We start from the raw sequence: 20,698 nt of genomic DNA, 5'->3' as shown, positions 1-20,698 counted from the left end.
TTGTTTTCAATATGCTTCAATACGAGTTTATTACTTGACAAATCCTGTATAAAGAATGATAATGAGTTTGTACTCATTGAGTTGGAGGTCATTAAAGTGTCGCAAACAAAACGTCAAGAGCAAAAAGAGCTTACGCGACAGCGGATTATGGATACGGCATTCCGTATATATGCAGTAAATGGATTTTCTACTCCTACAAATATAATTGCACAAGAAGCCGGGGTATCTCATGGAGCAATCTTTGTTCACTTTCCCACAAAAGAAGTTTTACAGCTTCATGTCTTGGAACGGTTTGCAAAAGAAGTCGGGGATAAGCTGCATGGCCTTTCTACAACGAGTGAAGATATTTCCGAATTGCTTTATGCTCATATCAGTATTTTGCAAAAACATGAAGCATTCTACCGGAAAATGATTTTGGAAATTGCATCTTTACCAAACGAAACAAGGGAAATCCTTATTTCTCTGCAATCAACAATGTCATGGCATTTTAGCGTTGTGATCGAACAATCACAGAAAGCGGGGCTTATTAAGAAAATCCCCTTGCATATGTTGTTCAATACTTGGATTGCTTTATTACATTATTATTTGCAAAATGCTGACTTGTTTGCCCCCGGTGCATCGGTTCTGGATTGCTGTCGGGATGAATTGATAAACACTTTTGTTACACTCATTTCAAAATAATATTAGGGAGAATGAAAATGAAAACTTGTATTGCTTGCGGTATGCCTATGAATGACATAACTGAATTTGCAATGAACGACAGCTCAAAAGATTATTGTGTTCATTGTTCCCGACCGGATGGGTCAATGCAGTCTTTTGAGGAAAAGAGAAGTTCGCTGACAAACTTTATCGTAAAAACACAAGGGTTTGATAAAAATGCGGCCTTGAAAATGGCAGAAGCCATGATGAAAAAACTGCCCGTTTGGGCTGAATACTTCACATGAAAGGAGTTGGTTCTATGAGTGCATTATCTCATTTGCCCAATGTTGGTAAAGTGTTAGAAAGCAATTTATTGCAAGTGGGCATAAAAACTCCAGAGCAACTTCGAGATATGGGAGCAGAAGAAGCCTTTATTCGCATTCGCGCATATGTTGACCAGGGCGCATGTCTACATATGCTCTATGGCATACAAGGCGCAATAGAGGGAGTGCCGGACAAATTATTAGAAGATAGTACCAAACAAAGGTTAAGGAAATTCTACAAAACACTATACGGGAAGGATATTTATGAATGTCAGTAACGCATTTGGAATCTTGTTCAAAAGAAGCACCCGAAGTCCATAAGGCTTGGATTATACCTGCCGATACATCTCGCTGAAAATCCGGAGGTGGCGTTCCTCGTCTAGTATAATGCGTTTTAAGATCGCCACGATGTTCGGATCGCAGATAGTATTCGCCTGTCCGGAATACTTGCGGATGGCTGCTTCCTCTGCTTTGATTGATTCAGCTATCAACGCGCGTAACTCGCGTGGATAACCGATAAACGAGGGCGACCACCAGTGCGTGTATTCCCGGCAACTCCAAAGCCGCGGGTCCGCCCCAAGCAGCAGTGCAAGCTCGGCAAATATATTGAGATGGTGCATTTCAACGATGCTAATATGGTGGAAGCATCTTGAAATCCAGCTATATTGCGGCTTCGTCACGACGGCGATGTAGAAATACCGGGTGACGTCGTTCATCTCGGAAACAACATCGGCCATGTTGCTGAGCATCTCACAGGCATAAACCGGATTTGGGCCGACCACTCGCACCGGTGGGTATGGCGCATACACCTTGTAGTTGCACGCGTTGGTTTGATGATCGCTCATGGGCATTCCTCTTTCCGCATATCTGTACGGTATAGCTTATTCGTGCAGACAGGATATTAGCACAGCACCACCAACCCTGTCAGACGGTGCGACTTCACTCATACTGGCGATCCATGGCATAAGGCTGCCGGATACTGAAAATTAATGCGCCCTGCGTGGCGCGCCTTGATGGTCTAAAGAAATTCTTGTATAATATCTTTAGATTGAGTAAGGAGGCGGTTTTATGCCGAACATTAAATCCAGCACGGACTTAAGAAACAGCTACAATGAGATCTCGACGTTTTGCCATGAAAGCAGAGAACCCGTTTTTATTACTAAAAATGGGCGGGGAGATTTGGCTGTGATGAGTATTGAGACCTACGAGATGCTTAGGGGCAAACTCGAACTTTACCATTTGCTTGATGAGGGCAGGACGGCAGTAAAAGAGGGAAGAAAACGTCCGCTTGAAGAGGTAATGAGAGACATCAGGCAGGAGATAATTGATGGCAAAATATAAGGTTGATGTATCGGAACCTGCCGAAAACGACCTTCGTGACATTGTCCGATATATCTCTGCGCAACTGTCAGCACCGATGACTGCGTTGAAGATGATGGACAGCGTTGAGGAGGCTATTGCGGGCTTAGCGGTTACGCCGCAAAAATGCCCGCCTGTGACTGATGAACGGCTGACAATAATGGGATATCGAAAGCTGCTCGTAAAGAACTATATTGTCTTTTTCACGATAGATGAAACGTCAAAGGTCGTTGATGTTGAGAGAATCCTTTACGCAAGACGCGACTGGCGTCATATCCTTTGACGGCTGCACTTATTTTTGTTTACCGAAGCAGTGGTATCTTTTTGACCTCAATTCCAAGCCCTTTTTTGACAAACTTGTTTTTCAAGAAAGGGCTTGGAATTGAGGTTTGTTATTAAAAATAGTTTTTCAGAATTTCTTGACGAATTAGGCTTATTAGAATAGCCTAAAGGTTAGGTTTGTTTAGATAAACCTAATTCGTTTTGTGGTAAACAATAATGGAGGGACTAAGCCATGCTGAAAGATAGTTTCATATCTGTGGTCGATAAGATTAAAGCATCAAGGATTAAATCCATCCTCAGTTTTAAAAAACCTGCCGTTGGGTTAAGTGCAGCAGCAATTGCGCTTGCTGTGTTGGTGGGAGATATATATTTGACAAATGGTGTAAGCGCAGATCATCAAGATAAAATTGATTCGGACAGAGTATGGTATGAATCCTATGAAAAAGATGGAGAAGATCCTGAACGTTTAGACGGCTTTAAGACAGATTATAATAAAGTGAAGGTCAAATATATCTCTGAGATGATGGGCTTTAAACATGCAAATGAGTTTGAAACTAGCGAGCCTAAATTTGTCGCGGATATTGATTCTATGCTTAAATCCGCTAAAAGCCATGAAGGGGAAACGCCTGATTTATCAAACAATGGTATAATACAAAAATATATTATTGAATTATCTTCGGAAAGCGGCGGTTACGCTTGCCAACTTCTTTATAATACCCTATATGATAAAGCATATTTGGAAAAAGACGGCGGACTGCATGACATTGGAACCGACTATGCCCGTTATGCAGACTCACTATTGGAAAACCCCAATATAAGTGCCGATATGGATAACAATGCAGTTGCCCTCTTTAAAGAGTATGGCTGGACTCTTGACTATAAAATAAATAGTATGAAACTTAAACTGAATGATATAGAAAGCTTTTCAGGCTTTAACTCCAACTCATATTATTTCGCTTATAATAATGAACTTTCAAAGGACATTGGACTGGATATCAGCAAATATGCAGGTTCAAATGTTGATGTGGAAATCTATAGAATCCGTGAGGGAATGCCGCCGGTATCTAATCCAAACAAAAATACCAGAGGGATTGTCGTCAAGAATCAGAGCGGTATCATAGGAGCATTTATCAGTGCCGGCCGGCATAGCGTGTTTTCTGCCTGCAGCTTAAAGAGCAATGGTTTTGAACAAATAGCCGGCGTTTTATTTAACGAATGGCTTGAAGGCAAAATCACAGCCGGCGCCGGTGAGCAAAGGCTGGCTAAGCTATCTCCGGAGCAAGTTATTGAAGAATATTTCCAAGCCCTTGGTAAAAAAGATAGTAAACGTGCAGAGGCTTGCATTTCGAAGCAGACTATGTTGGAAAACTTAACAACAAATATGCTCAACCATAGGCTGTATAATGAAATGATCAGTTTGCCGCTCACTTGTGCGGACATCCATGAATCAAAAGATCCATTCAGTAATTTGAAGTCCGCTGCACTTTTAAAAACAGATTTATTAAAAAATGCTGAGACTGACGAAAACCATAAAACATACAGGGTAACTGTAAACCTGGCATACGTTAATGAAAACATAATCAGCAGCGGTGTACAGTTCTGGGGCTGCTCCATGGTTTATGAAACTCCGCAAACCGGCTGGAAAATAGTGGGGTTTGGGCAGGGATAGCAGCAAACAATATCAATCTGACGTCGACGCGTTGGTTTATCTTAGCTTTTCAGAGAGGTGAGGATAGTGAATCTCGAAACAGATGATTGGCACTGGCAGGAGATTTTTGAATCTCTGCATAATGGTGTAGTTGTAATCAATCGAAACAAAGATGTCATTGTCTTTAACAAAGCTGCAGCGACAGTTCTTAATATTCCTCAGGCCCAGGTCATTGGAGCACAGATCGAGCAGGTAATATCCAATACAAGATTGGTCCAGGTTATGGAGACCGGCACGAAGGAACTTAATCAGCGCATAGAAATTAATGGCATGGAGATTGTTTCTAATCGGAGCCCGATTCGGCGGGGGAAAGAGATCATTGGAGCGGTGGCAATCTTTCAGGATATTGCCGAACTTGAGGATTTATCTCACAAATTGGACACGTTTAAAGCCATCAATAAAAGCTTAGACGATGTGATCGAGTCTTTAGATGACGGAATTGTTGTCGCGAATGCTCAAGGCATTATTGTTCGGGCTAACGGTGCTTACCAGCAAATGACAGGGATAACTGTGAAGGAATTTGTAGGCAAACATGTACGTGATTTATTAAAGCAAGGCTATATGAATAAATCGGTTACGGAAATGGTCTTGGAACGGCGGTCAAAGGTCAATGTAATGGATATCAGAAACGGTAAGGATCTTTTGATGAGCGGGAATCCGGTTTTTGACGAGAATGGGAACATTTCTCATGTAGTAACTGCCGTTCGCGATGTTTCTCAATTAAACGAATTAAAAGGGAAATTAGCAGAAAGTGAACAGATAAGGGACAAATACTTGTATGAACTGGAGCAATTGCGTTCCCGGCAATCCTTTCAGAAAATCATCACCAAAGATCCAGTGATGCAAAAGAAGTTAGATATGGCTTATTATGTGGCCAATGTGGACTCGAATGTTTTGATTCTTGGGGAGACAGGGGTAGGTAAAGAACTTATCGCTCAATTAATTCATCGGGCAAGTAAACGGGCCAAGCAGCCCTTTATGAAAATTAATTGTGGTGCAATTCCATCCAATTTGCTTGAATCCGAGTTTTTTGGCTATGAATCAGGAGCCTTTACCGGGGCTCTAAAAGAGGGGAAAGCAGGTCTGTTTGAGTTGGCTCAAGGCGGAACCATATTCCTTGATGAAGTCGGAGAACTTTCCCTTGATTTACAGGTCAAGGTTTTACGTGCCATTCAGGACAAAGAAATTACCAGAATAGGCGGCAAAAAACCCATTTTGCTCGATGTCAGAATTGTTGCCGCCACAAACAGGCAATTGGAAGATATGGTCAGAAAAAAGGAGTTTCGTGAGGACTTATATTATCGGCTGAATGTAGTCCCCATTCATATTCCGCCTTTAAGGGACCGCAAAGCAGATATTCTTTCTCTTGTCGCGGAGTTCTTGGGGAGATTTAATCTAAAGTATGGATTTCAGAAATGGATTCACCCGGATGTAATGGATGTTTTTTTGGAGCATGACTGGCCGGGAAATATCCGTGAACTGGAGAACACCATTGAACGCTTAGTGGTTACCCAACGCGAGGATTGCATAGGGATTAATGCATTAGCGGAGACTTCCCTCCGGTCATTAAAGCCAACGACCGGGGATATTACCTCCTTAGAAGCCTACTTAGAAGGTGAGGAATGCCGGGTGATTGCCGAGGCATACCGAAAAACCGGGAGTACACGAAAAGCGGCGGCAATGCTTAAGATTAGTCAATCAAGTATGGTTAACAAAATGAGGAAATATAAAATTGAGGCGAAAAGCTTTAAAGAGTGATGAACGAACCTCTGAATGATCAAGTATTGAATCTGAGTGAACAGTATATTGATCACCTCTAAAGGCTTATAAAATGTGGTAAACGTTGATTTTAGGGTTGTTTAAGGATATAGTGAGTGATTACTTTTCTGATCAGAGTATTCTGCAAGTGCTGAATACTCTGATTTTTCATATTGGCACACTATTTGCAAAGGTTTAAATTGCCGGAAAAAACGCGAATGAAAGGAGATATGTAATAAATATGACGAGATAATTAGATTGAACTCAGACCAAATCGTTAGAAATGGATAAGAACGGAGAATCTATAGAAATTGAATGGAATGGAGGCATTACTAGATGGCACAACCAGCAGAAACTATTTACGGTAAAAATTTCGCTATACCTCAAAGGTTGGAACGATTGCCGCTTACTGGTTACCAAAAAAAGATCTTTTATATCATTGCAACTGCTTGGTTTTTCGATTCGATGGACCTAGGTATGCTAACCTTTGTCCTGGGATCCATTAAAGCAGATTTTCAGCTGACGACAGTTCAGGCAGGCCTGCTCTCAAGTGCAAGTTTCCTGGGAATGTTTCTGGGCGCAGCTATCGCGGGAATGCTCGCTGACAAATTTGGGCGTAAGATCGTTTTCCAGACCAGTATGATCCTGTGGGGTTCTGCCAGCTTCCTATGTGCATTCTCTCCAAATGTTGAAACCTTAGCTATCGCCAGAATTCTATTAGGATTTGGAATGGGCATGGAGTTTCCCATCGGACAATCTCTGGTATCCGAGTTTATCCCCGCTAAGAATCGCGGGCGGTATATTGCTTTACTGGAAGGCTTCTGGCCTATTGGTTTCATCGCTGCCGGACTGTTAGCTTATTTTATCCTGCCGATCGGTGGTTGGCGCATGGTATTTCTATGTGAAGGTATTCCAGCTATTTTTGTACTTGTTATTAGACGTATTGTGCCAGAATCCCCCCGCTGGTTAGATGCCAGCGGCCAACACGAAGAGGCTAATAAGGTTATGTTGGTCTTTGAAGAAGAAGTAAGAAAAAGCTATGGACAGGAGCTGCCGCCTGTTCAAAACATTAAGGATTCCGTAGCTGCCCCGCGGTCAAAGAAGTTTTCGTTCTTCGAACTCTGGGCACCGGGATATGTTAAACGAACGATTATGGTCTGGTCTTTGTGGTTCTTTGCCTTACTGGGATACTATGGGATAACGACTTGGCTGGGGGCTTTCTTGCAGGAAGCAGGTTATTCGGTTACTAAATCCGTCTTCTATACAATCGTTATTTCACTTGCCGGAGTTCCGGGATTCTTCACGGCTGCTTATTTTATCGAAGCAAAAGGACGTAAAGTAACAATTATTACGGTGCTGCTGGGCTGTGCAATTTCGGCTTACTTCTATGGGACAGCCACATCTCTTACCACACTGATTCTTTACGGCCTATGTATGCAGTTCTTCCTCTTTGGGATGTGGTCATCCATATATGCTTATACTCCGGAACTTTATCCTACCAGGTCGCGGGCGACCGGCTCTGGTTTCGCCTCTGCAGTGGGCAGGTTAGGATCACTTTTAGGTCCTTCAATTGTGGCGATAATTCTGCCGGTAACGGGACAATCAGGTGTATTCGCCCTCGGAGCAGCTTGCTTCGTGTTAGCAGCACTTGTCGTGGGAGTTTTGGGTATAGAAACCAAAGGAAAAGTACTTGAGGAGATTTCCGCTTAAATTCTCCAATAAAAGTAGACTCCAAAAATCCTATGAGCAGGAGGAAAATAAAAATCAATGATTATTATAGGTGAGAAAATAAACGGCTCTATTCCATCGATGGCTAAAGCTATTCGGGAAAAGGATGAAAATTATATTCGAGATTGTGCTAAAAGGCAGGCAGAAGCAGGTGCTGATTATCTTGATGTTTGTGCTTCGGTAGAAGTAGAACACGAAGTCCGGACCCTGAAATGGCTGATCGATTTAGTACAGGAAGTTACTGATATACCCATCTGTATTGACAGTCCCAGTCCCCATTCCTGTGCGGCGGCAATACCCTTTTGTAAAAAAACAGGCTTGGTCAACTCTGTGTCTCTGGAGGGTGAAAAAATAGACGTAATATTCCCGGTTATCGCTGATACCGAATGGGAATGCGTAGCGCTGCTATGTGATGGCAAGGGGATTCCTAACTCCGTAGAAAAACGCTTAGAAGTCTTTGAAACGATTATGAAGAGGGCAAAAGAATTCAAGATTGATCCGTCCCGCTTGCATATTGATCCGTTGGTAGAGACTTTATCGACGAATGAAACTGCTTTAACCACGTTCGCAGAATGTGCAAGGGAAATAAGAAAACGATATCCAACGATCCATGTAACAAGCGGCTTAAGCAATATTTCCTTCGGACTGCCTGCTCGTAAATTAATTAACCAGGCATTTATGGTATTAGCCCTAAACGCCGGCATGGACAGCGCAATTATTGACCCTACAAACAGAGATTTATTAGGGATGGTCTACGCAGCAAAAGCACTCCTGGAGAAGGATGAATACTGCTTGGAATATATCTCCGCATTTAGAGATGGTTTAATTGGGCCTTTGCCAAAAACTTAATTAAAAAAATAATTAGTGTTTAAGCACAAATGGAGGGTTTAAAGATGTCGAAAATTCAAGAAATCTTAAAAGCAATTGAATCGGGCAAGAAGAAAATGATGAAAACTCTTGTGGAAGAAGCATTGGCGGAAGGGTGTCAGCCCATCGATATCTTAAATCAAGGGATGATTCAGGCAATGAGCATTGTGGGTGAAAAATTTAAAGCTAATGAGATTTATGTCCCTGAGATGCTCGTAGCTGCCCGTGCCATGAAAGAAGGGGTGGAGCTGTTAAAACCCCATTTAGCCGGCGGTCAGACTGCTGTACTGGGTAAATTCATCGTTGGTACAGTAGAAGGCGACTTGCACGATATCGGCAAAAACCTTGTTGCTATGATGGTTGAAAGTGCCGGATATGCTGTCATCGATTTAGGTGTTGACGTTTCAGCGGAAAAATTCATCGAGGCCATCAAAGCCAATCCGGATTGCAACCTTGTTGGTCTTTCAGCTTTATTAACCACAACCATGCCTTCTTTAAAACAATCGGTAGCCGCAATTATTGAAGCCGGTTTAAAAGACCAAGTTAAGATAATGGTCGGCGGTGCACCTATAACCCAGGAATTTGCGGATCAGATTGGTGCGGATGCTTTTGCTGCTGATGCGGCATCGGCAGCAGCTATTGCCAAAGCCTTCGTTGCTTAACTTGCGGCAGCTTAAGATGATTGATGAATTGCAATAACAGGAGGTAGAAGAATGAACCGTCGCGAAAGAGTTTTATGTGCACTGAATCATAAAGAACCGGATCGTATCCCGCTTGATCTGGGAGCCGGATGCTCGTGTAAATTTACAAAGTATTTTTATGTAAAGCTTTTAGATTACTTTGGCATTAAAGAAGAAACCTTGGAAATGTGTCATATACCTTACCAGCTTGTCTATGCATCCGACAAGGTAATGGATCTCTTAGGCTGTGATGTGCGTGCCGCCAGACTCAAACCCATCAAACAAGGTGAAAGTTACTATGCTAAGAAGTGGGAAGACGATAACAGTTATTTCTATCGAAATGATTGGGGAACTGTCTACAGAATGCCAAAGCTTCAAGGGCTATATTACGATTTAGCCGGGTGTGCTTTGGGAGATGCCGAGGATGAGGAAGACGACAAAAAATTCGTATGGCCTACACCGGACAAATTTGATAAGGCGGGACGAAAGGAACTGGAAGACTACCGGGCGGCAGGATTTGCCACCACCATTTCCGAACAGTTTGGTAATGGCTTTCTGCAAACCGGTCCCTTGATCTGGGGTTTTGAAAACTGGCTGGCCATGTTAATAGCTGAGCCGGAACGCTGTATTCCGTTTATGGAAAAGCATCTCGAAAAGAAGATGGAGTTTTACGACAATATCTTTGAGGTTTACGGCGGCTTGATCGATGTTACCAGTGAAGCTGATGATTTCGGCACACAGCGCGGAACCTTTGTTTCTCCAAAACTTATCAGAGAGATGATCCTTCCTTTTCACAAGAAACTGAATGAGTATATTAAATCCAAAGGAGATGTTAAAATAACCCTGCACAGCTGCGGCTCGGTCACAGCGGCCTTACCGGATATCATTGAAGCAGGGTATGATATTCTGAATCCTGTACAGATTGCCGCTGCGGATATGAGCCCTGAGCTGTTAAAGAGCAGATTTGGCAAAGACATTGTATTCTGGGGCGGCGGGATCAATACACAATCCACCCTTCCCAACGGAACGCCCGAGCAAGTTAGAGAAGAAACCAAGAGAAACATTGATGCCTTCGCTAAAGATGGGGGCTTCGTGTTCTCGGCAGTTCACAATATCCAGGATGACGTCCCTATTGAGAACTTTATCGCTATGTGGGAGACGTTCCAGGATAACTGCAAATACTGATATAACTCCACAAGTGCTGAAGTTAGAAGCGAACTAACTGTTTAAAACCAAGGAAGACTATGCCGGCTTCCTTGGTTTTAATACAATAGTTTGCTTAGTTGTTTTGATAGCCTGAAGCCAATGGAATTGATGTAATGGCCTTGGTCAAAGATTCAGGAATCCCTTATAATAATGGTGAAAGTACGGTTTCTTATGTAGCCCTGATATTGTTTAATCTTTAATTGTGAAAATACTCAGTTATAATAAAGTAAGTAATAATGAAGTGGGGGAAGGGGACTAGAATGGAATGGATGCCGTTGTGTTGGACAATATCCGCTGTAAACTGGATTTAGCAAAACTTCAGGAAAAGCTGCACTTGGCTGAGAACAGTGCTGAACTCTCTGAAATACTAGATCTGGCGGCTGAAGCTGAGTTAATCGCCAGACCCAAAGTGATGTTTAAAAAATCATTGGTTGAAGCAAAGGGAGATGATTTTGTAGTCATCGACGGAATCAAATTTACCAGTCATATCCTGAGGGTAAATCTAGAAGATGCTTCTATGGTCTTTCCTTATATAGTTACCTGCGGGACGGAGCTGGAGGTTTGGTCTAAACAATTTGATGATTTCTTTATAAGCTATTGTGTGGATATGATCAAGGAGATGGTCCTGAATTTTGCCCGGCAGGAGTTTGTGTCCTTTTTGGAACAGGAATTTGGCTTAGGACATGCTGCCAATATGAATCCGGGCTCCTTACCAGACTGGCCGATCACGGAACAAAAACCACTTTTTGAGCTTTTAGGGAATGTAGAGGAGTCAATCGGAGTTCAACTTACCAATAGTTATCTGCTGCTTCCGGTTAAGACGGTTTCAGGTATTCGTTTTCCCAAAGAAAGCACCTTCGAAAACTGCCAATTATGTCCCCGTGATAATTGTCCAAACAGAAGAGCCCCTTATAGTGAAGAAATGAGTCAACAGTTTCAATGATAGAGTGGAGATGATTTTGTGATTAGTGCCTTAGAAATTAAGCAGAAGGCTATCGAACTAGGGGCGGATTTGGTTGGAATAGCCGACTTGCAGCGGGTTGCCGGGATTCCCACTGAACCAAAGGAACTCCTTGAGCATTATACTCATGCCATCGTTATTGCTGTTGCTCTTTCCCCGGATGTTTTTGAACAAATTAAAGATGAACCAACCCCTCTCTACCTTCATCATTATTTGGCCGCGAATATTCTTCTAGATGATATCACCTTACGCCTCCAGAGAAACATTATTCGGGAAGGCTTTCGTGCTCTGGCTATTCCTGCGTCACAAATTGTCGATAAGGTTGATTGGATGGGGCATATATCTCATAAAGCAATGGCTAAGGCGGCAGGACTCGGCTGGCAGGGGAAAAGCCTTTTGCTTGTTACTCCCGGGTATGGCCCGCGAGTCCGCTTAGCAACCCTGCTTACCAATGCAGCCCTTGAGCCTGATCCCATGATGCCCAATCGCTGCGGTACATGTCAAAACTGCCGGAATGCTTGTCCGGCAGCGGCTATTAAAGGGGGAGTCTGGGAAGATCATCCCCAAACGAGGGATGAGGCCCTTCACTTTTCGCGCTGTTTAGAAAAAGTAAATAACTTCGCAAAACGGCCCGAAATCGGCAAATCCATCTGCGGAGTTTGTATCAGTGTCTGTCCCTGGGGAAAACCGAGAGAATCCAAAGCAAAATGAACGTTTTCTGGAGCCCGCTAAGTTCATTTTAACTTAATAAGTAAGCCAAATTCTTTAAGAACCAGGATAATAATCCTTTGTTTAATAATTTAAGTAATTCGTAAATACTCCAAAGTACATGGTATTATTAGAATGGATACTTAATGGTTTATAGGAACTGCATGTAAGGCAGCGGGGGATGGATACATGATACGTCTGGAGAATGTTGGTAAAGAGTTTGACACGGGCTTTTCTCTAAAAGATTTAAATCTTTCAATTGAAATGGGTGAGAAGGTTAGTATCTTTGGGCCTAACGGAGCGGGAAAGACAACCTTTCTTAAAATCTTGTCAGGCCTTGTTACTCCTTCATCAGGCTCACTTACAATTGGGGGATATGCGTTTACGAAGAGAGTCGAGATCTTAAAAAACTTAGGATTGGTACCCCAGCAGGGACATTTTTATGAAGCCTTAAGCGTCAGACAAAACCTCGAATTTTACGGAAAACTGTATGGTTTGCAGAAACAGGAATTAACTAAAACAATGACCTGGTTATTAACGGAATTTAATTTGCTTACAAAGTTGGATGTGAAAATTTCTCAATTGTCAAAAGGGATGAAACAACGACTTCTTATCACAAAAGCTTTGCTCCATGACCCGCATCTGTTATTGCTCGACGAACCTTACTCAGGCCTCGATCTGCAATCATCAGAGTTTCTGTTCGATTTTATATCCTCCATGAAGGATAAAACAGTCATAACCGCAACCCACGATTTTGATACGGGTCTTCGGGAAGGGCAGAGGATCATCATCTTTAATAAAGGCTCCATCGTGTTTGACGGGCAATGGATCGAAACCATTCCGGCCTTTAAAGAGTTTTACCGGAAGATGGTGGGATAATGATTAGACAAGCAATGGCGATAGCCTATAAAGATTTTCAAATAGAATCAGGGAAATTAAGATTGTTTACTTCCTTAATTTCTTTGTCCTTTAGTTTAATATTTTTGTCCAGTCTTGTTTCGGCGAAAATCCCGGAAAGCAAGCCCGAAATGGCAGCTTTAACAATGTGGTTGATACTGATCTATTTATTATTCCAGACTCTTAACCGATCTCTGGCAACCGAAGATGAATCCGGCTGTTGGGACGCTTTTCTGATTTGTCCTATTTCACCCAGAGCGATATTTCTTGGAAAATTCATCTATAATTTGCTGCTCATTATATTGGTTGAACTTATAACCTTTCCTTTCTATCTTCTTTTCTTTAACCTTCCCGGTTCATTCGTCCTGACTCTTGTCCCTATTTGCTTAGCAGCTCTGGGGTTTGTAGCTGTAGGTCTTTTAGTCTCGTTATTTTCCCTCGGCAATCAAGGAAGAGAGCTGCTGTCCAATGTTACTTCCTTACCTTTATTCCTGCCAGCGTTATTTCTGGGCCTTAGTATCACTGTAGACTTATATAAGGGAGGCGGACTCCAGGATGTTTGGAAGCAAATACTCTTATTAGGCATCTATGATCTGGTTTTTATAGCGATTTCATTTATTGCTTTTGATACAAATCATATAGAAAGCTGACCGTTAAGAACTTATCTTGTTTTACCGACGCCGTACTTTTCCAGATGCCGGTATAAAGTTGTTCGGGCAACGCCTAATTGACGGGCTGCTGCTGATAGATTGCCGCCGGAATCCTGTAAAAGTTTGAGAAGTACCTCTTTTTCATGACAGATTGAAAGCTTTTTTGGGCCCGGGTCATAAACGTTATCCATAAGCCAAGGGGAGTTGATAAACTTAGCTTGGATACTTTTAGGAAGGTCTTCTCTCAAGATGGTTCCATTCATACAAAATAACACTGCATGCTCAAGGCAATTTTGGAGTTCCCGGACATTTCCCGGCCATCGATAGACCTTAACCAGAAATTCTCTGACCGTCTGCTCAAGTTTTGGCAGCGGTTTATCATATTTACGGGCGAATTGGTCCAAAAAATGATCAATTAACAGTGGAATATCTTCCCGGCGTTCCCTTAGGGGCGGAATGGTAATACTTACAACGTGAAGCCGGTAAAAACAGTCGGCACGAAATTGTCCTTCATTCACAAGGTGTTCAAGATTATGATGGGTGGCTGCAATAATTTTTACGTCTACCGGAATGGGGAGGGAACCTCCAAGTCTTACAACCTCACGCTCTTGGAGAACTCGTAAGAGATGAACTTGAAATCCCAAAGGCATCTCGCCAATCTCGTCAAGGAAGAGGGTGCCCTGATGTGCCTCTTCGAACTTGCCTTTTCTGCCGGTTTTAGAGGCCCCCGTGAAAGTGCCGGGATCGTATCCGAAAAGCTCACTAGCCAGTAATTCTTTCGGAACAGCTCCGCAATTTATGGCAACAAACGGACCTTTTCGTCGGTCACTGATTTGATGGATAGCTCTGGCAAAAAGTTCTTTACCTGATCCGCTTTCTCCGAACAGTAATACGGGAACGTTTGTATCGGCGACCATATTGCACTGGGTCATCGCAGAACGAATACTACCGGACTTGCCAAGGATTTTGTTCCAGGGAGTATTCTCCGGGGCTGATTTAGCGGGTGTTTTTTGCTTAGATCCGCTGAGTATCAGCATGGAACCTATTCGCTGGGCATTCAGATAGATTTCTTGGATAACTGCCGGAATTCCAAACTGTTCGATGAATACTTCGTATTCATCGTTCTTTGGCTCAGAGTTGTGATAGTGCAGCAGGCAGGTATTAAGTCCTTCCTCAGTCCATAATCGTTCCAAATTCTGACCGGAAATTTGATTGACAAATCTGCGTGCAAATTGGTTCGACTGAATCGGATTAAATGCTGCATCGAGGACAATAACACCATTGTGCGGATAACGCAGGATGGCTGATATATAGTTCTCCATTAATTGGGATCGGGCTATTATTGTTTGCTCATAAAGTTTATATTCAATAACTTGTGAGGCCATAACCGCCATTCCCAGGGAGTGGGCCTGAGCGTCTTGCCAAGAACCTGTAACATCGATTACCCCTAAAACTTCCTTTGTTACAGGGTCTTTTACCGGTGAAGACGAACAAACCCAGTCATGGATTCCTTCGCAGAAATGTTCCGCGGCAAAAATCTGGACAGGGTAACCTGTTTTTAGGCAAGTACCTATTGCATTAGTTCCAATAGATTCTTCACTCCAACAAGAGCCTAAGACGAAATTAATTCTTTCAGCTTGCTGTTTTACGTGACGGTTGCCGCCAAGGAAAATTATCCGGCCTTGGGAGTCGCATAAGGTTAAAATATAGTTTGTTTCCTGAGCTTGAATCAATAAATCATTTAGTGTAGCGATAGAATAATCATAGAGTTTCGAACGTCTGATAATATTAGCGGTGTCTTCAGTATTAAGGGGATCATCAGTCTGTTTTCGTCTGGGGTCAATGCCCGATTGCAGACAACGTATCCAAGAGTCATACACTGTGGATCGTATTGAACTAGGGTCTTTAGAATTAAATAGAAATCGGTTTCGTGTCTCTTCTAATCGTTTTCGGTGTTTGAAAAGTCCTTTAGAGCTAAATACAGCTAATTGCGAACTCATAAAAACCACCTTTTTATAAAGTATTAAAAGTAGACTGAAAATTGTGATTATTACTGTAATTTTATGCCAAGCACTTGTTAATAGCAAGTATTTTTCTTGAATGTAATTAAACCCCATAATAAAAAAGACTCCCGTCTCGGGAGCCTTTTTACCGATTCATATTTCTTAAGTAGAAATGAAGAAGAAATCAACTTAGATGGTAATTATTTAAGCATCTCCTTTTAGGACGACTTTAATAGCGTTGTCACGGCGCTCTTCAAAGATATCATATCCTTCCGCAACCTGTGATAAGGGTATGGTGTGAGTTATCAGCGGTTTCATATTAAGCTTGCCCTCTTTAATAAGATCAATCAGCTCAGGGATATGATCGGCCTTAACGAGTCCCATCTTAATAGTAATGTTTTGAATCCAGAGCTTTTGCATTTCTAAGATCTGGGGTTTTTCAAAGACTCCGATTAAGGAAACTGTCCCGCCTGGCCTGACCCCTTCAATAGCACCTTTAAAGGTTGGCTCAAACCCATTAGCTTCAATGGTTACGTCTGCCCCGCGGCCATTGGTGAAATCCTTTAAGGCCTGGGTAACATCAACATTTTGGGGATTTAATCCATAGTCTGCCCAGCCTTGCTTAATGGCAAAATCCAGCCTGGATTGATCTATGTCTACAGCAACAATTCTCGACGGTCCCCATAGTCGTGCGGCTGCCATGGAACACATGCCGACAGGACCGGAACCAAATACCGCTACAGTATCTCCCGGCTGAATATTGCCATTTTCCGCTCCGAAATAACCGGTCGAAAGAATGTCCCCAACGAACAAGACATCTTCGTCTGTTAAACCGTCAGGAATAAGATACATTCCTGAATCAGCATAAGGAACTCTGACGTAATCTGCCTGGCAGCCATCGATCATATAGCCGAAGATCCAACTGCCATTTTCACATCTGGAATATAGGCCTCTTTTACAATAGAAACATTCCATACATTGAGTAACGCAGGATACAGCGACCTTATCCCCTACCTTGAACTTATTAACCCCTGGTCCGGTTTCAACGACTACGCCGCAGAATTCATGTCCGATGATTCTTCCGGGTTCTACCTCGGGCAATCCGCCATTTCGAATGTGTTTGTCTGTTCCGCAAATGGTTGAAGTGGTTACTTTTACTATGGCGTCCGTAGGTTTTAGGATTACTGGATTTGGTACTTGGTCAAGGCTCATATTTTTGGGACCATGATAGACAAATGCTTTCATTGAAAACCCCTCCTGTTTTTTCATTGACTAATCTAGATTCAAGAGTCCTTGCCTCTTGATTTAAACTTGAAACCACTAGGGTTTAATCTCAAAGAGTTGTTTGGATAGGGAAATCCAGCAATATTACCTAATGCCCGATAACCAGTCACTCCCTTCTTATAGATAATATAAATTTATATAATATTCTGTATATTGCAAAAATAATGCCAGCGATCAAATTTAGCCGGGAAGGCAGGAATTACGGGGATATGTCCAAAATTTAAGATTGACTGATTTTATAAATGCTACAAAATTTGCAACAGGTTGTAGCGCTACATATGTTGCGCTACATGTTTAGGCTTGTAAAGTACAGATGGATTGGATGGTTGATGATTTAGCGGGATTGGGGAGAATTGCAAACTATTGTCGAATACAAAATGCTTTTATGATAAACTATATAAAATAAAATGAAAGGATTTGGTAATTCCTTGAAAGAATATAAGAATGATCATCTCATCGTTCACTGGTTTCCTGAACTATGTGCTCATCCAGGAACATGCTTAAGGCTTTTGCCAGAAGTGTTTAGTTTAAAACAACGTCCTTGGGTTAATGTAAATGCGGCTGAACCGGAGAAAATAATAGATGCGATCGACCAATGTCCATCAGGTGCCTTAAGATACTCCCTTCCCGAGAGTTCCAAAGTTGATAAACAAATCGCTAATGGGGTAGGTAACATGAATTTCGAAAAATCAAACCCGCCTATAGTAAAGATACGAGTAATCCCTAACGGACCATTGTTAACTGAGGGTCCTGCCGTTGTAATTGGTTTGGATGGCAAGCCTATGAAAGAAGGCAGCAGACTGGCATTGTGCCGTTGCGGACTTACAGGAAACCGTCCATTTTGTGATGGAGCTCATAGCAAACAAGGATGGAAGCCTGATGATGGCGATGATTTGAAATCCTGTGAGTAATCTATGATAGAATGATAACTGAATGGCAGTCCTAAGGAGTATGAAGACAACGGTCTTTAATTTAAGAGAAAGGAGCAGGATGTATGCCCGTAATTACGATTGATGCAGGTAAGATGTCTAAAGAACAGAAAGCGACGCTGGTTAAAGAGCTGGCTTCTAAAGCCAGCGAAACCCTGAATATTCCAGTGGAAGCTTTTGTGACAATTATTCGGGAAAATGACCCGGATAATATCGGAAGCGGCACTCAGCTTTTGACAGAAAAAATGGCTAAAAAATAGACATAACTTTCAGAGCCGGACAACATAGAAACGAAAACGTTTAGAACAATGCAAAACCCACTGCATGTGTCATTGCAGTGGGTTTTGCATTGCTACCCGGAGGGATCAATCTTCAAGAATTTGTCCGTCGGTGGAAATTGTTACAACATTCCAGGGTATCATTTTTTGACTGTTGATTAAGGCGTTTTTAACGGCTTGAACCATACCCCCGCAGCAGGGAACCTCCATCCTTAGAACCGTCACGCTTTTTATTTCATGCTGTTTCAATATAGCGGTCAGTTTCTCTGAATAATCTATAGCATCTAGTTTAGGACAGCCAATTAAGGTGATCTTATTGCGCATGAAGGTTTGGTGAATATTGGGGTAAGCGAAAGCGGTGCAGTCAGCTGCTATCAGCAGGTGTGCGTTATCAAGATAAGGCGCGGTTATTGGTACCAGTTTTAACTGGCAAGGCCACTGACCAAGTTGAGATTGGGCGTTTTGTTCTGAGAGAACGGATGTTGCCTGAGGTTTTCTTTTAGCCTGCAGCTTAGCTTGGCTACCAGGGCAGCCGCAGGGGAGAACTTCTTCGGGTTGCTGCTTCCGTTTCTCCATATGTTTCTTTACAGCTTCCTCATCATATTCAACAGTTTCTCTCTCTTCAAGGACGATAGCTCCGGTCGGACATTCCGGCAGACAGTCTCCAAGGCCGTCACAATAACTTTCGGAAACAAGGCGGGCTTTGCCATCAATTAGCTGTAAGGCACCTTCATGACAGGCATTGACACAAAGACCACAGCCATTACACTTTTCTTCATCTATTTTGACAATCTTTCTTAACATCGTAATTCCCCCTTAATCTTGTTTTTACAGGTTCATTATATTACAATCAAAGAACTAAGTCGGTATCCTGGGATACAAAGTATAGGCGGTAAGAAGATGTTTGGTAAATATTTAGAAAAAGTATCAGGTGTGGGCTTATTTCATGGAATCCCCAGAGACTCCCTTGAGGTTATGTTAAATTGTCTGAAGCCCAAAGTGTGCTGCTTTAAAAGAAATGATTATATTGTCACCGGCGGGGATACCTATGAAAGCGTTGGCATACTTCTTCAGGGCACAGCAACCGTCAGTAAAGAAAATGCTGCAGGAAACAGAATCGTCATGTCTCTTTTAAAATCAGGGGATATTTTCGGCGAAATTGTTGCTTTTTCAAGCTTCATGACATGGCCCGCTACAGTTCAGGCCCAGGAAGTATGTGAAGTTCTCTTCCTGCCGAGGGGAAAAATAGTCGGTGATTGTGAGAGAATGTGCTCGTGGCATAGGATTTTAATCCTGAATTTCTTGCATATAATTTCTGAGAGGGCAATCATGTTAAACAAGAAGGTCGAATATCTGACACTCAAAAGTATCAGGGGGAAGATCTGTACGTATTTACTGGATCAATATAAAACAACAGGAAACAAAAACATAATATTACCATTAAACCGCAATGAACTGGCTGACTTTCTCAATATTTCCCGGCCCTCCATGTCCAGAGAAATGGGTAAACTGCGAGATGAAGGACTTATAAAGTTTCATTTAACATCTTTTGAACTTTTAAATCTAGAAGAATTAAAATCTATGAGTGAGTTATAGTATAGAGACATAAATTCTAATTAGCTATTGACGGCAAGGTTAATTTAGAAATATAATATCTTTGTAATCAATACAAAACCTTATTTTACTTGTTTGATTCAAGATGTTTGGGTGTAGTGGTTACAGTGAAAATGTGGATTAATTAGAGATAGGAGTTTTGAGGATGAATTTAAAGGGAACTAAGACTGCGGAAAACCTAATGAAAGCCTTTGCCGGTGAATCCCAAGCCCGCAACCGTTATACTTATTATGCATCAGTGGCAGATAAGGAAGGTTATAAGCAAATTAAAAATATTTTCATTGAAACCGCTGATAATGAAAAAGAGCATGCCAAGAGATTCTACAAGTTTTTACTGGCGGGATTTCAAGGGGAACTTCCGGCTGGAATCGAAATCACGGCTGACTTCCCGGTGGCTCAGGGGACGACTTTAGATAATTTGCTTGCCGCAGCAGGCGGAGAAAATGAAGAGTGGGCTGAATTATACCCCGCATTTGCAAAAGTTGCTGAAGAAGAAGGCTTTCCGGAAATAGCCAATACTTTTAAAATGATTGCTTCCGCTGAAAAGAGACATGAAACAAGATATAATAAGCTTGCAGAAAATATTAAAAATGGTACTGTATTCAAAAAAGAAGAGACAAAGCTTTGGAAGTGCGGCAATTGTGGTTATGTTCATGAAGGAACCGGTGCACCTGATGAATGTCCTGCCTGTATCCATCCACAAGCCTATTTTGAAGTTTTCGAAGAGACTTATTAATTCTTTAAAGCTTTCATTTTACTGAAAAGCTAATCCTTAATACTCTCGAAGTAACCTTAAACCCCCTGAAGCAGGCTTTTAAGCCTGA

23 protein-coding genes and 1 pseudogene are annotated in these 20,698 nt (G+C 42.2%); 20 read left to right on the top strand and 4 right to left on the bottom strand.

From position 1 onward, the window contains the following. Nucleotides 1–96 precede the first annotated feature (96 nt). Genes DESYODRAFT_RS16590 through DESYODRAFT_RS16580 form a run of 3 tightly spaced genes read left to right on the top strand, consistent with a single transcriptional unit; the run spans nucleotide 97 to nucleotide 1,240 of the window. Entirely contained in the window at nucleotides 97–681 is a 585-nt protein-coding gene (locus tag DESYODRAFT_RS16590; protein ID WP_007784869.1) for a TetR/AcrR family transcriptional regulator, read from the top strand. A gap of 17 nt (nucleotides 682–698) precedes the next feature. Next, nucleotides 699–944: a zinc ribbon domain-containing protein gene (locus DESYODRAFT_RS16585; protein ID WP_007784868.1), complete on the top strand. Its 246-nt coding sequence runs from the start codon at nucleotides 699–701 to the stop codon at nucleotides 942–944. Between the two features lie 14 nt (nucleotides 945–958). Beyond that, nucleotides 959–1,240 (top strand): TfoX/Sxy family protein, encoded by a 282-nt coding sequence (locus DESYODRAFT_RS16580; protein ID WP_007784867.1) that lies wholly within the window; start codon nucleotides 959–961, stop codon nucleotides 1,238–1,240. 51 nt (nucleotides 1,241–1,291) lie between these two features. Here the strand turns inward: DESYODRAFT_RS16580 and DESYODRAFT_RS16575 are convergent, their stop codons facing one another. Beyond that, entirely contained in the window at nucleotides 1,292–1,807 is a 516-nt protein-coding gene (locus DESYODRAFT_RS16575; RefSeq protein WP_007784866.1) for a ferritin-like domain-containing protein, read from the bottom strand. A 223-nt stretch (nucleotides 1,808–2,030) separates the two neighbouring features. On the opposite strand from DESYODRAFT_RS16575, the gene DESYODRAFT_RS16570 reads away from it, so the two are divergent. The 13 genes and pseudogenes from DESYODRAFT_RS16570 to DESYODRAFT_RS16515 all read left to right on the top strand — a co-directional run bounded on the left by DESYODRAFT_RS16570 (nucleotide 2,031) and on the right by DESYODRAFT_RS16515 (nucleotide 13,766). Continuing rightward, nucleotides 2,031–2,303, top strand: a complete 273-nt coding sequence (locus tag DESYODRAFT_RS16570; RefSeq protein WP_007784865.1) for a type II toxin-antitoxin system prevent-host-death family antitoxin — start codon at nucleotides 2,031–2,033, stop codon at nucleotides 2,301–2,303. Further along, nucleotides 2,290–2,604, top strand: a complete 315-nt coding sequence (locus DESYODRAFT_RS16565) for a type II toxin-antitoxin system RelE/ParE family toxin (RefSeq protein ID WP_007784862.1) — start codon at nucleotides 2,290–2,292, stop codon at nucleotides 2,602–2,604. Before DESYODRAFT_RS16570 ends, DESYODRAFT_RS16565 begins: the two co-directional genes overlap by 14 nt. A 231-nt stretch (nucleotides 2,605–2,835) precedes the next feature. Next, the gene (locus tag DESYODRAFT_RS16560) at nucleotides 2,836–4,272 is read left to right on the top strand and encodes a DUF4830 domain-containing protein (protein ID WP_007784860.1); all 1,437 of its coding nucleotides are present in this window, start codon (nucleotides 2,836–2,838) and stop codon (nucleotides 4,270–4,272) included. Nucleotides 4,273–4,338: 66 nt separating this feature from the next. Beyond that, nucleotides 4,339–6,069 (top strand): sigma-54 interaction domain-containing protein, encoded by a 1,731-nt coding sequence (locus DESYODRAFT_RS16555; RefSeq protein WP_007784858.1) that lies wholly within the window; start codon nucleotides 4,339–4,341, stop codon nucleotides 6,067–6,069. Between the two features lie 336 nt (nucleotides 6,070–6,405). Next, the gene (locus DESYODRAFT_RS16550) at nucleotides 6,406–7,779 is read left to right on the top strand and encodes an MFS transporter (protein ID WP_007784857.1); all 1,374 of its coding nucleotides are present in this window, start codon (nucleotides 6,406–6,408) and stop codon (nucleotides 7,777–7,779) included. A 57-nt stretch (nucleotides 7,780–7,836) separates the two neighbouring features. Beyond that, nucleotides 7,837–8,646, top strand: coding sequence for a methyltetrahydrofolate cobalamin methyltransferase (locus DESYODRAFT_RS16545; RefSeq protein WP_007784856.1), 810 nt, complete (start codon nucleotides 7,837–7,839; stop codon nucleotides 8,644–8,646). Nucleotides 8,647–8,690: 44 nt separating this feature from the next. Further along, nucleotides 8,691–9,326, top strand: a complete 636-nt coding sequence (locus DESYODRAFT_RS16540; RefSeq protein ID WP_007784855.1) for a corrinoid protein — start codon at nucleotides 8,691–8,693, stop codon at nucleotides 9,324–9,326. Nucleotides 9,327–9,377: 51 nt separating this feature from the next. Then, nucleotides 9,378–10,529: a uroporphyrinogen decarboxylase family protein gene (locus DESYODRAFT_RS16535; protein WP_007784854.1), complete on the top strand. Its 1,152-nt coding sequence runs from the start codon at nucleotides 9,378–9,380 to the stop codon at nucleotides 10,527–10,529. Nucleotides 10,530–10,651: 122 nt separating this feature from the next. Beyond that, nucleotides 10,652–10,750 (top strand): annotated as a pseudogene (locus DESYODRAFT_RS29270) (DUF2284 domain-containing protein); the annotation flags it as partial. Nucleotides 10,751–10,815: 65 nt separating this feature from the next. Beyond that, complete coding sequence (locus DESYODRAFT_RS16530; protein ID WP_007784853.1) at nucleotides 10,816–11,493, top strand: vitamin B12 dependent-methionine synthase activation domain-containing protein; 678 nt, start codon at nucleotides 10,816–10,818, stop codon at nucleotides 11,491–11,493. Between the two features lie 18 nt (nucleotides 11,494–11,511). Continuing rightward, a complete protein-coding gene (locus tag DESYODRAFT_RS16525; RefSeq protein WP_007784852.1) occupies nucleotides 11,512–12,222 on the top strand; it encodes a 4Fe-4S double cluster binding domain-containing protein in 711 nt (236 codons plus the stop codon). Nucleotides 12,223–12,408: 186 nt separating this feature from the next. After that, the gene (locus DESYODRAFT_RS16520) at nucleotides 12,409–13,098 is read left to right on the top strand and encodes an ABC transporter ATP-binding protein (protein WP_007784850.1); all 690 of its coding nucleotides are present in this window, start codon (nucleotides 12,409–12,411) and stop codon (nucleotides 13,096–13,098) included. Then, complete coding sequence (locus DESYODRAFT_RS16515; RefSeq protein WP_007784849.1) at nucleotides 13,098–13,766, top strand: heme exporter protein CcmB; 669 nt, start codon at nucleotides 13,098–13,100, stop codon at nucleotides 13,764–13,766. The genes DESYODRAFT_RS16520 and DESYODRAFT_RS16515 overlap by 1 nt, the downstream gene beginning before the upstream one ends. Before the next feature lie 11 nt (nucleotides 13,767–13,777). Here DESYODRAFT_RS16515 and DESYODRAFT_RS16510 read toward each other — a convergent pair whose 3' ends face one another. Both DESYODRAFT_RS16510 and DESYODRAFT_RS16505 read right to left on the bottom strand, forming a co-directional pair. Next, nucleotides 13,778–15,766 carry a sigma-54-dependent Fis family transcriptional regulator gene (locus DESYODRAFT_RS16510; RefSeq protein WP_042339797.1) on the bottom strand — a complete coding sequence of 663 codons (1,989 nt, stop codon included), beginning with the start codon at nucleotides 15,764–15,766 and terminating at the stop codon, nucleotides 13,778–13,780. Nucleotides 15,767–15,973: 207 nt separating this feature from the next. Further along, entirely contained in the window at nucleotides 15,974–17,014 is a 1,041-nt protein-coding gene (locus DESYODRAFT_RS16505; RefSeq protein ID WP_007784846.1) for an alcohol dehydrogenase, read from the bottom strand. Between the two features lie 467 nt (nucleotides 17,015–17,481). Between DESYODRAFT_RS16505 and DESYODRAFT_RS16500 the strand changes: the two genes are divergently transcribed. Together DESYODRAFT_RS16500 and dmpI are read left to right on the top strand one after the other, a co-directional pair. Beyond that, on the top strand, nucleotides 17,482–17,964 hold the full coding sequence (locus DESYODRAFT_RS16500; protein WP_007784845.1) for a (4Fe-4S)-binding protein: 483 nt from the start codon (nucleotides 17,482–17,484) through the stop codon (nucleotides 17,962–17,964). An 83-nt stretch (nucleotides 17,965–18,047) separates the two neighbouring features. Beyond that, a complete protein-coding gene (gene dmpI / locus DESYODRAFT_RS16495; protein WP_007784844.1) occupies nucleotides 18,048–18,242 on the top strand; it encodes a 4-oxalocrotonate tautomerase DmpI in 195 nt (64 codons plus the stop codon). Nucleotides 18,243–18,347: 105 nt separating this feature from the next. Here dmpI and DESYODRAFT_RS16490 read toward each other — a convergent pair whose 3' ends face one another. Next, the gene (locus tag DESYODRAFT_RS16490; RefSeq protein ID WP_007784842.1) at nucleotides 18,348–19,064 is read right to left on the bottom strand and encodes a 4Fe-4S binding protein; all 717 of its coding nucleotides are present in this window, start codon (nucleotides 19,062–19,064) and stop codon (nucleotides 18,348–18,350) included. 96 nt (nucleotides 19,065–19,160) lie between these two features. Between DESYODRAFT_RS16490 and DESYODRAFT_RS16485 the strand changes: the two genes are divergently transcribed. Both DESYODRAFT_RS16485 and rbr read left to right on the top strand, forming a co-directional pair. After that, nucleotides 19,161–19,856: a Crp/Fnr family transcriptional regulator gene (locus DESYODRAFT_RS16485; RefSeq protein WP_007784840.1), complete on the top strand. Its 696-nt coding sequence runs from the start codon at nucleotides 19,161–19,163 to the stop codon at nucleotides 19,854–19,856. Nucleotides 19,857–20,019: 163 nt separating this feature from the next. Continuing rightward, entirely contained in the window at nucleotides 20,020–20,610 is a 591-nt protein-coding gene (gene rbr, locus DESYODRAFT_RS16480) for a rubrerythrin (protein WP_007784838.1), read from the top strand. Nucleotides 20,611–20,698 lie beyond the last annotated feature (88 nt).

The sequence above is a fragment of the Desulfosporosinus youngiae DSM 17734 genome, assembly GCF_000244895.1.
Classification (GTDB): domain Bacteria; phylum Bacillota; class Desulfitobacteriia; order Desulfitobacteriales; family Desulfitobacteriaceae; genus Desulfosporosinus; species Desulfosporosinus youngiae.
This window is presented reverse-complemented; position numbering and strand designations above follow the sequence as displayed.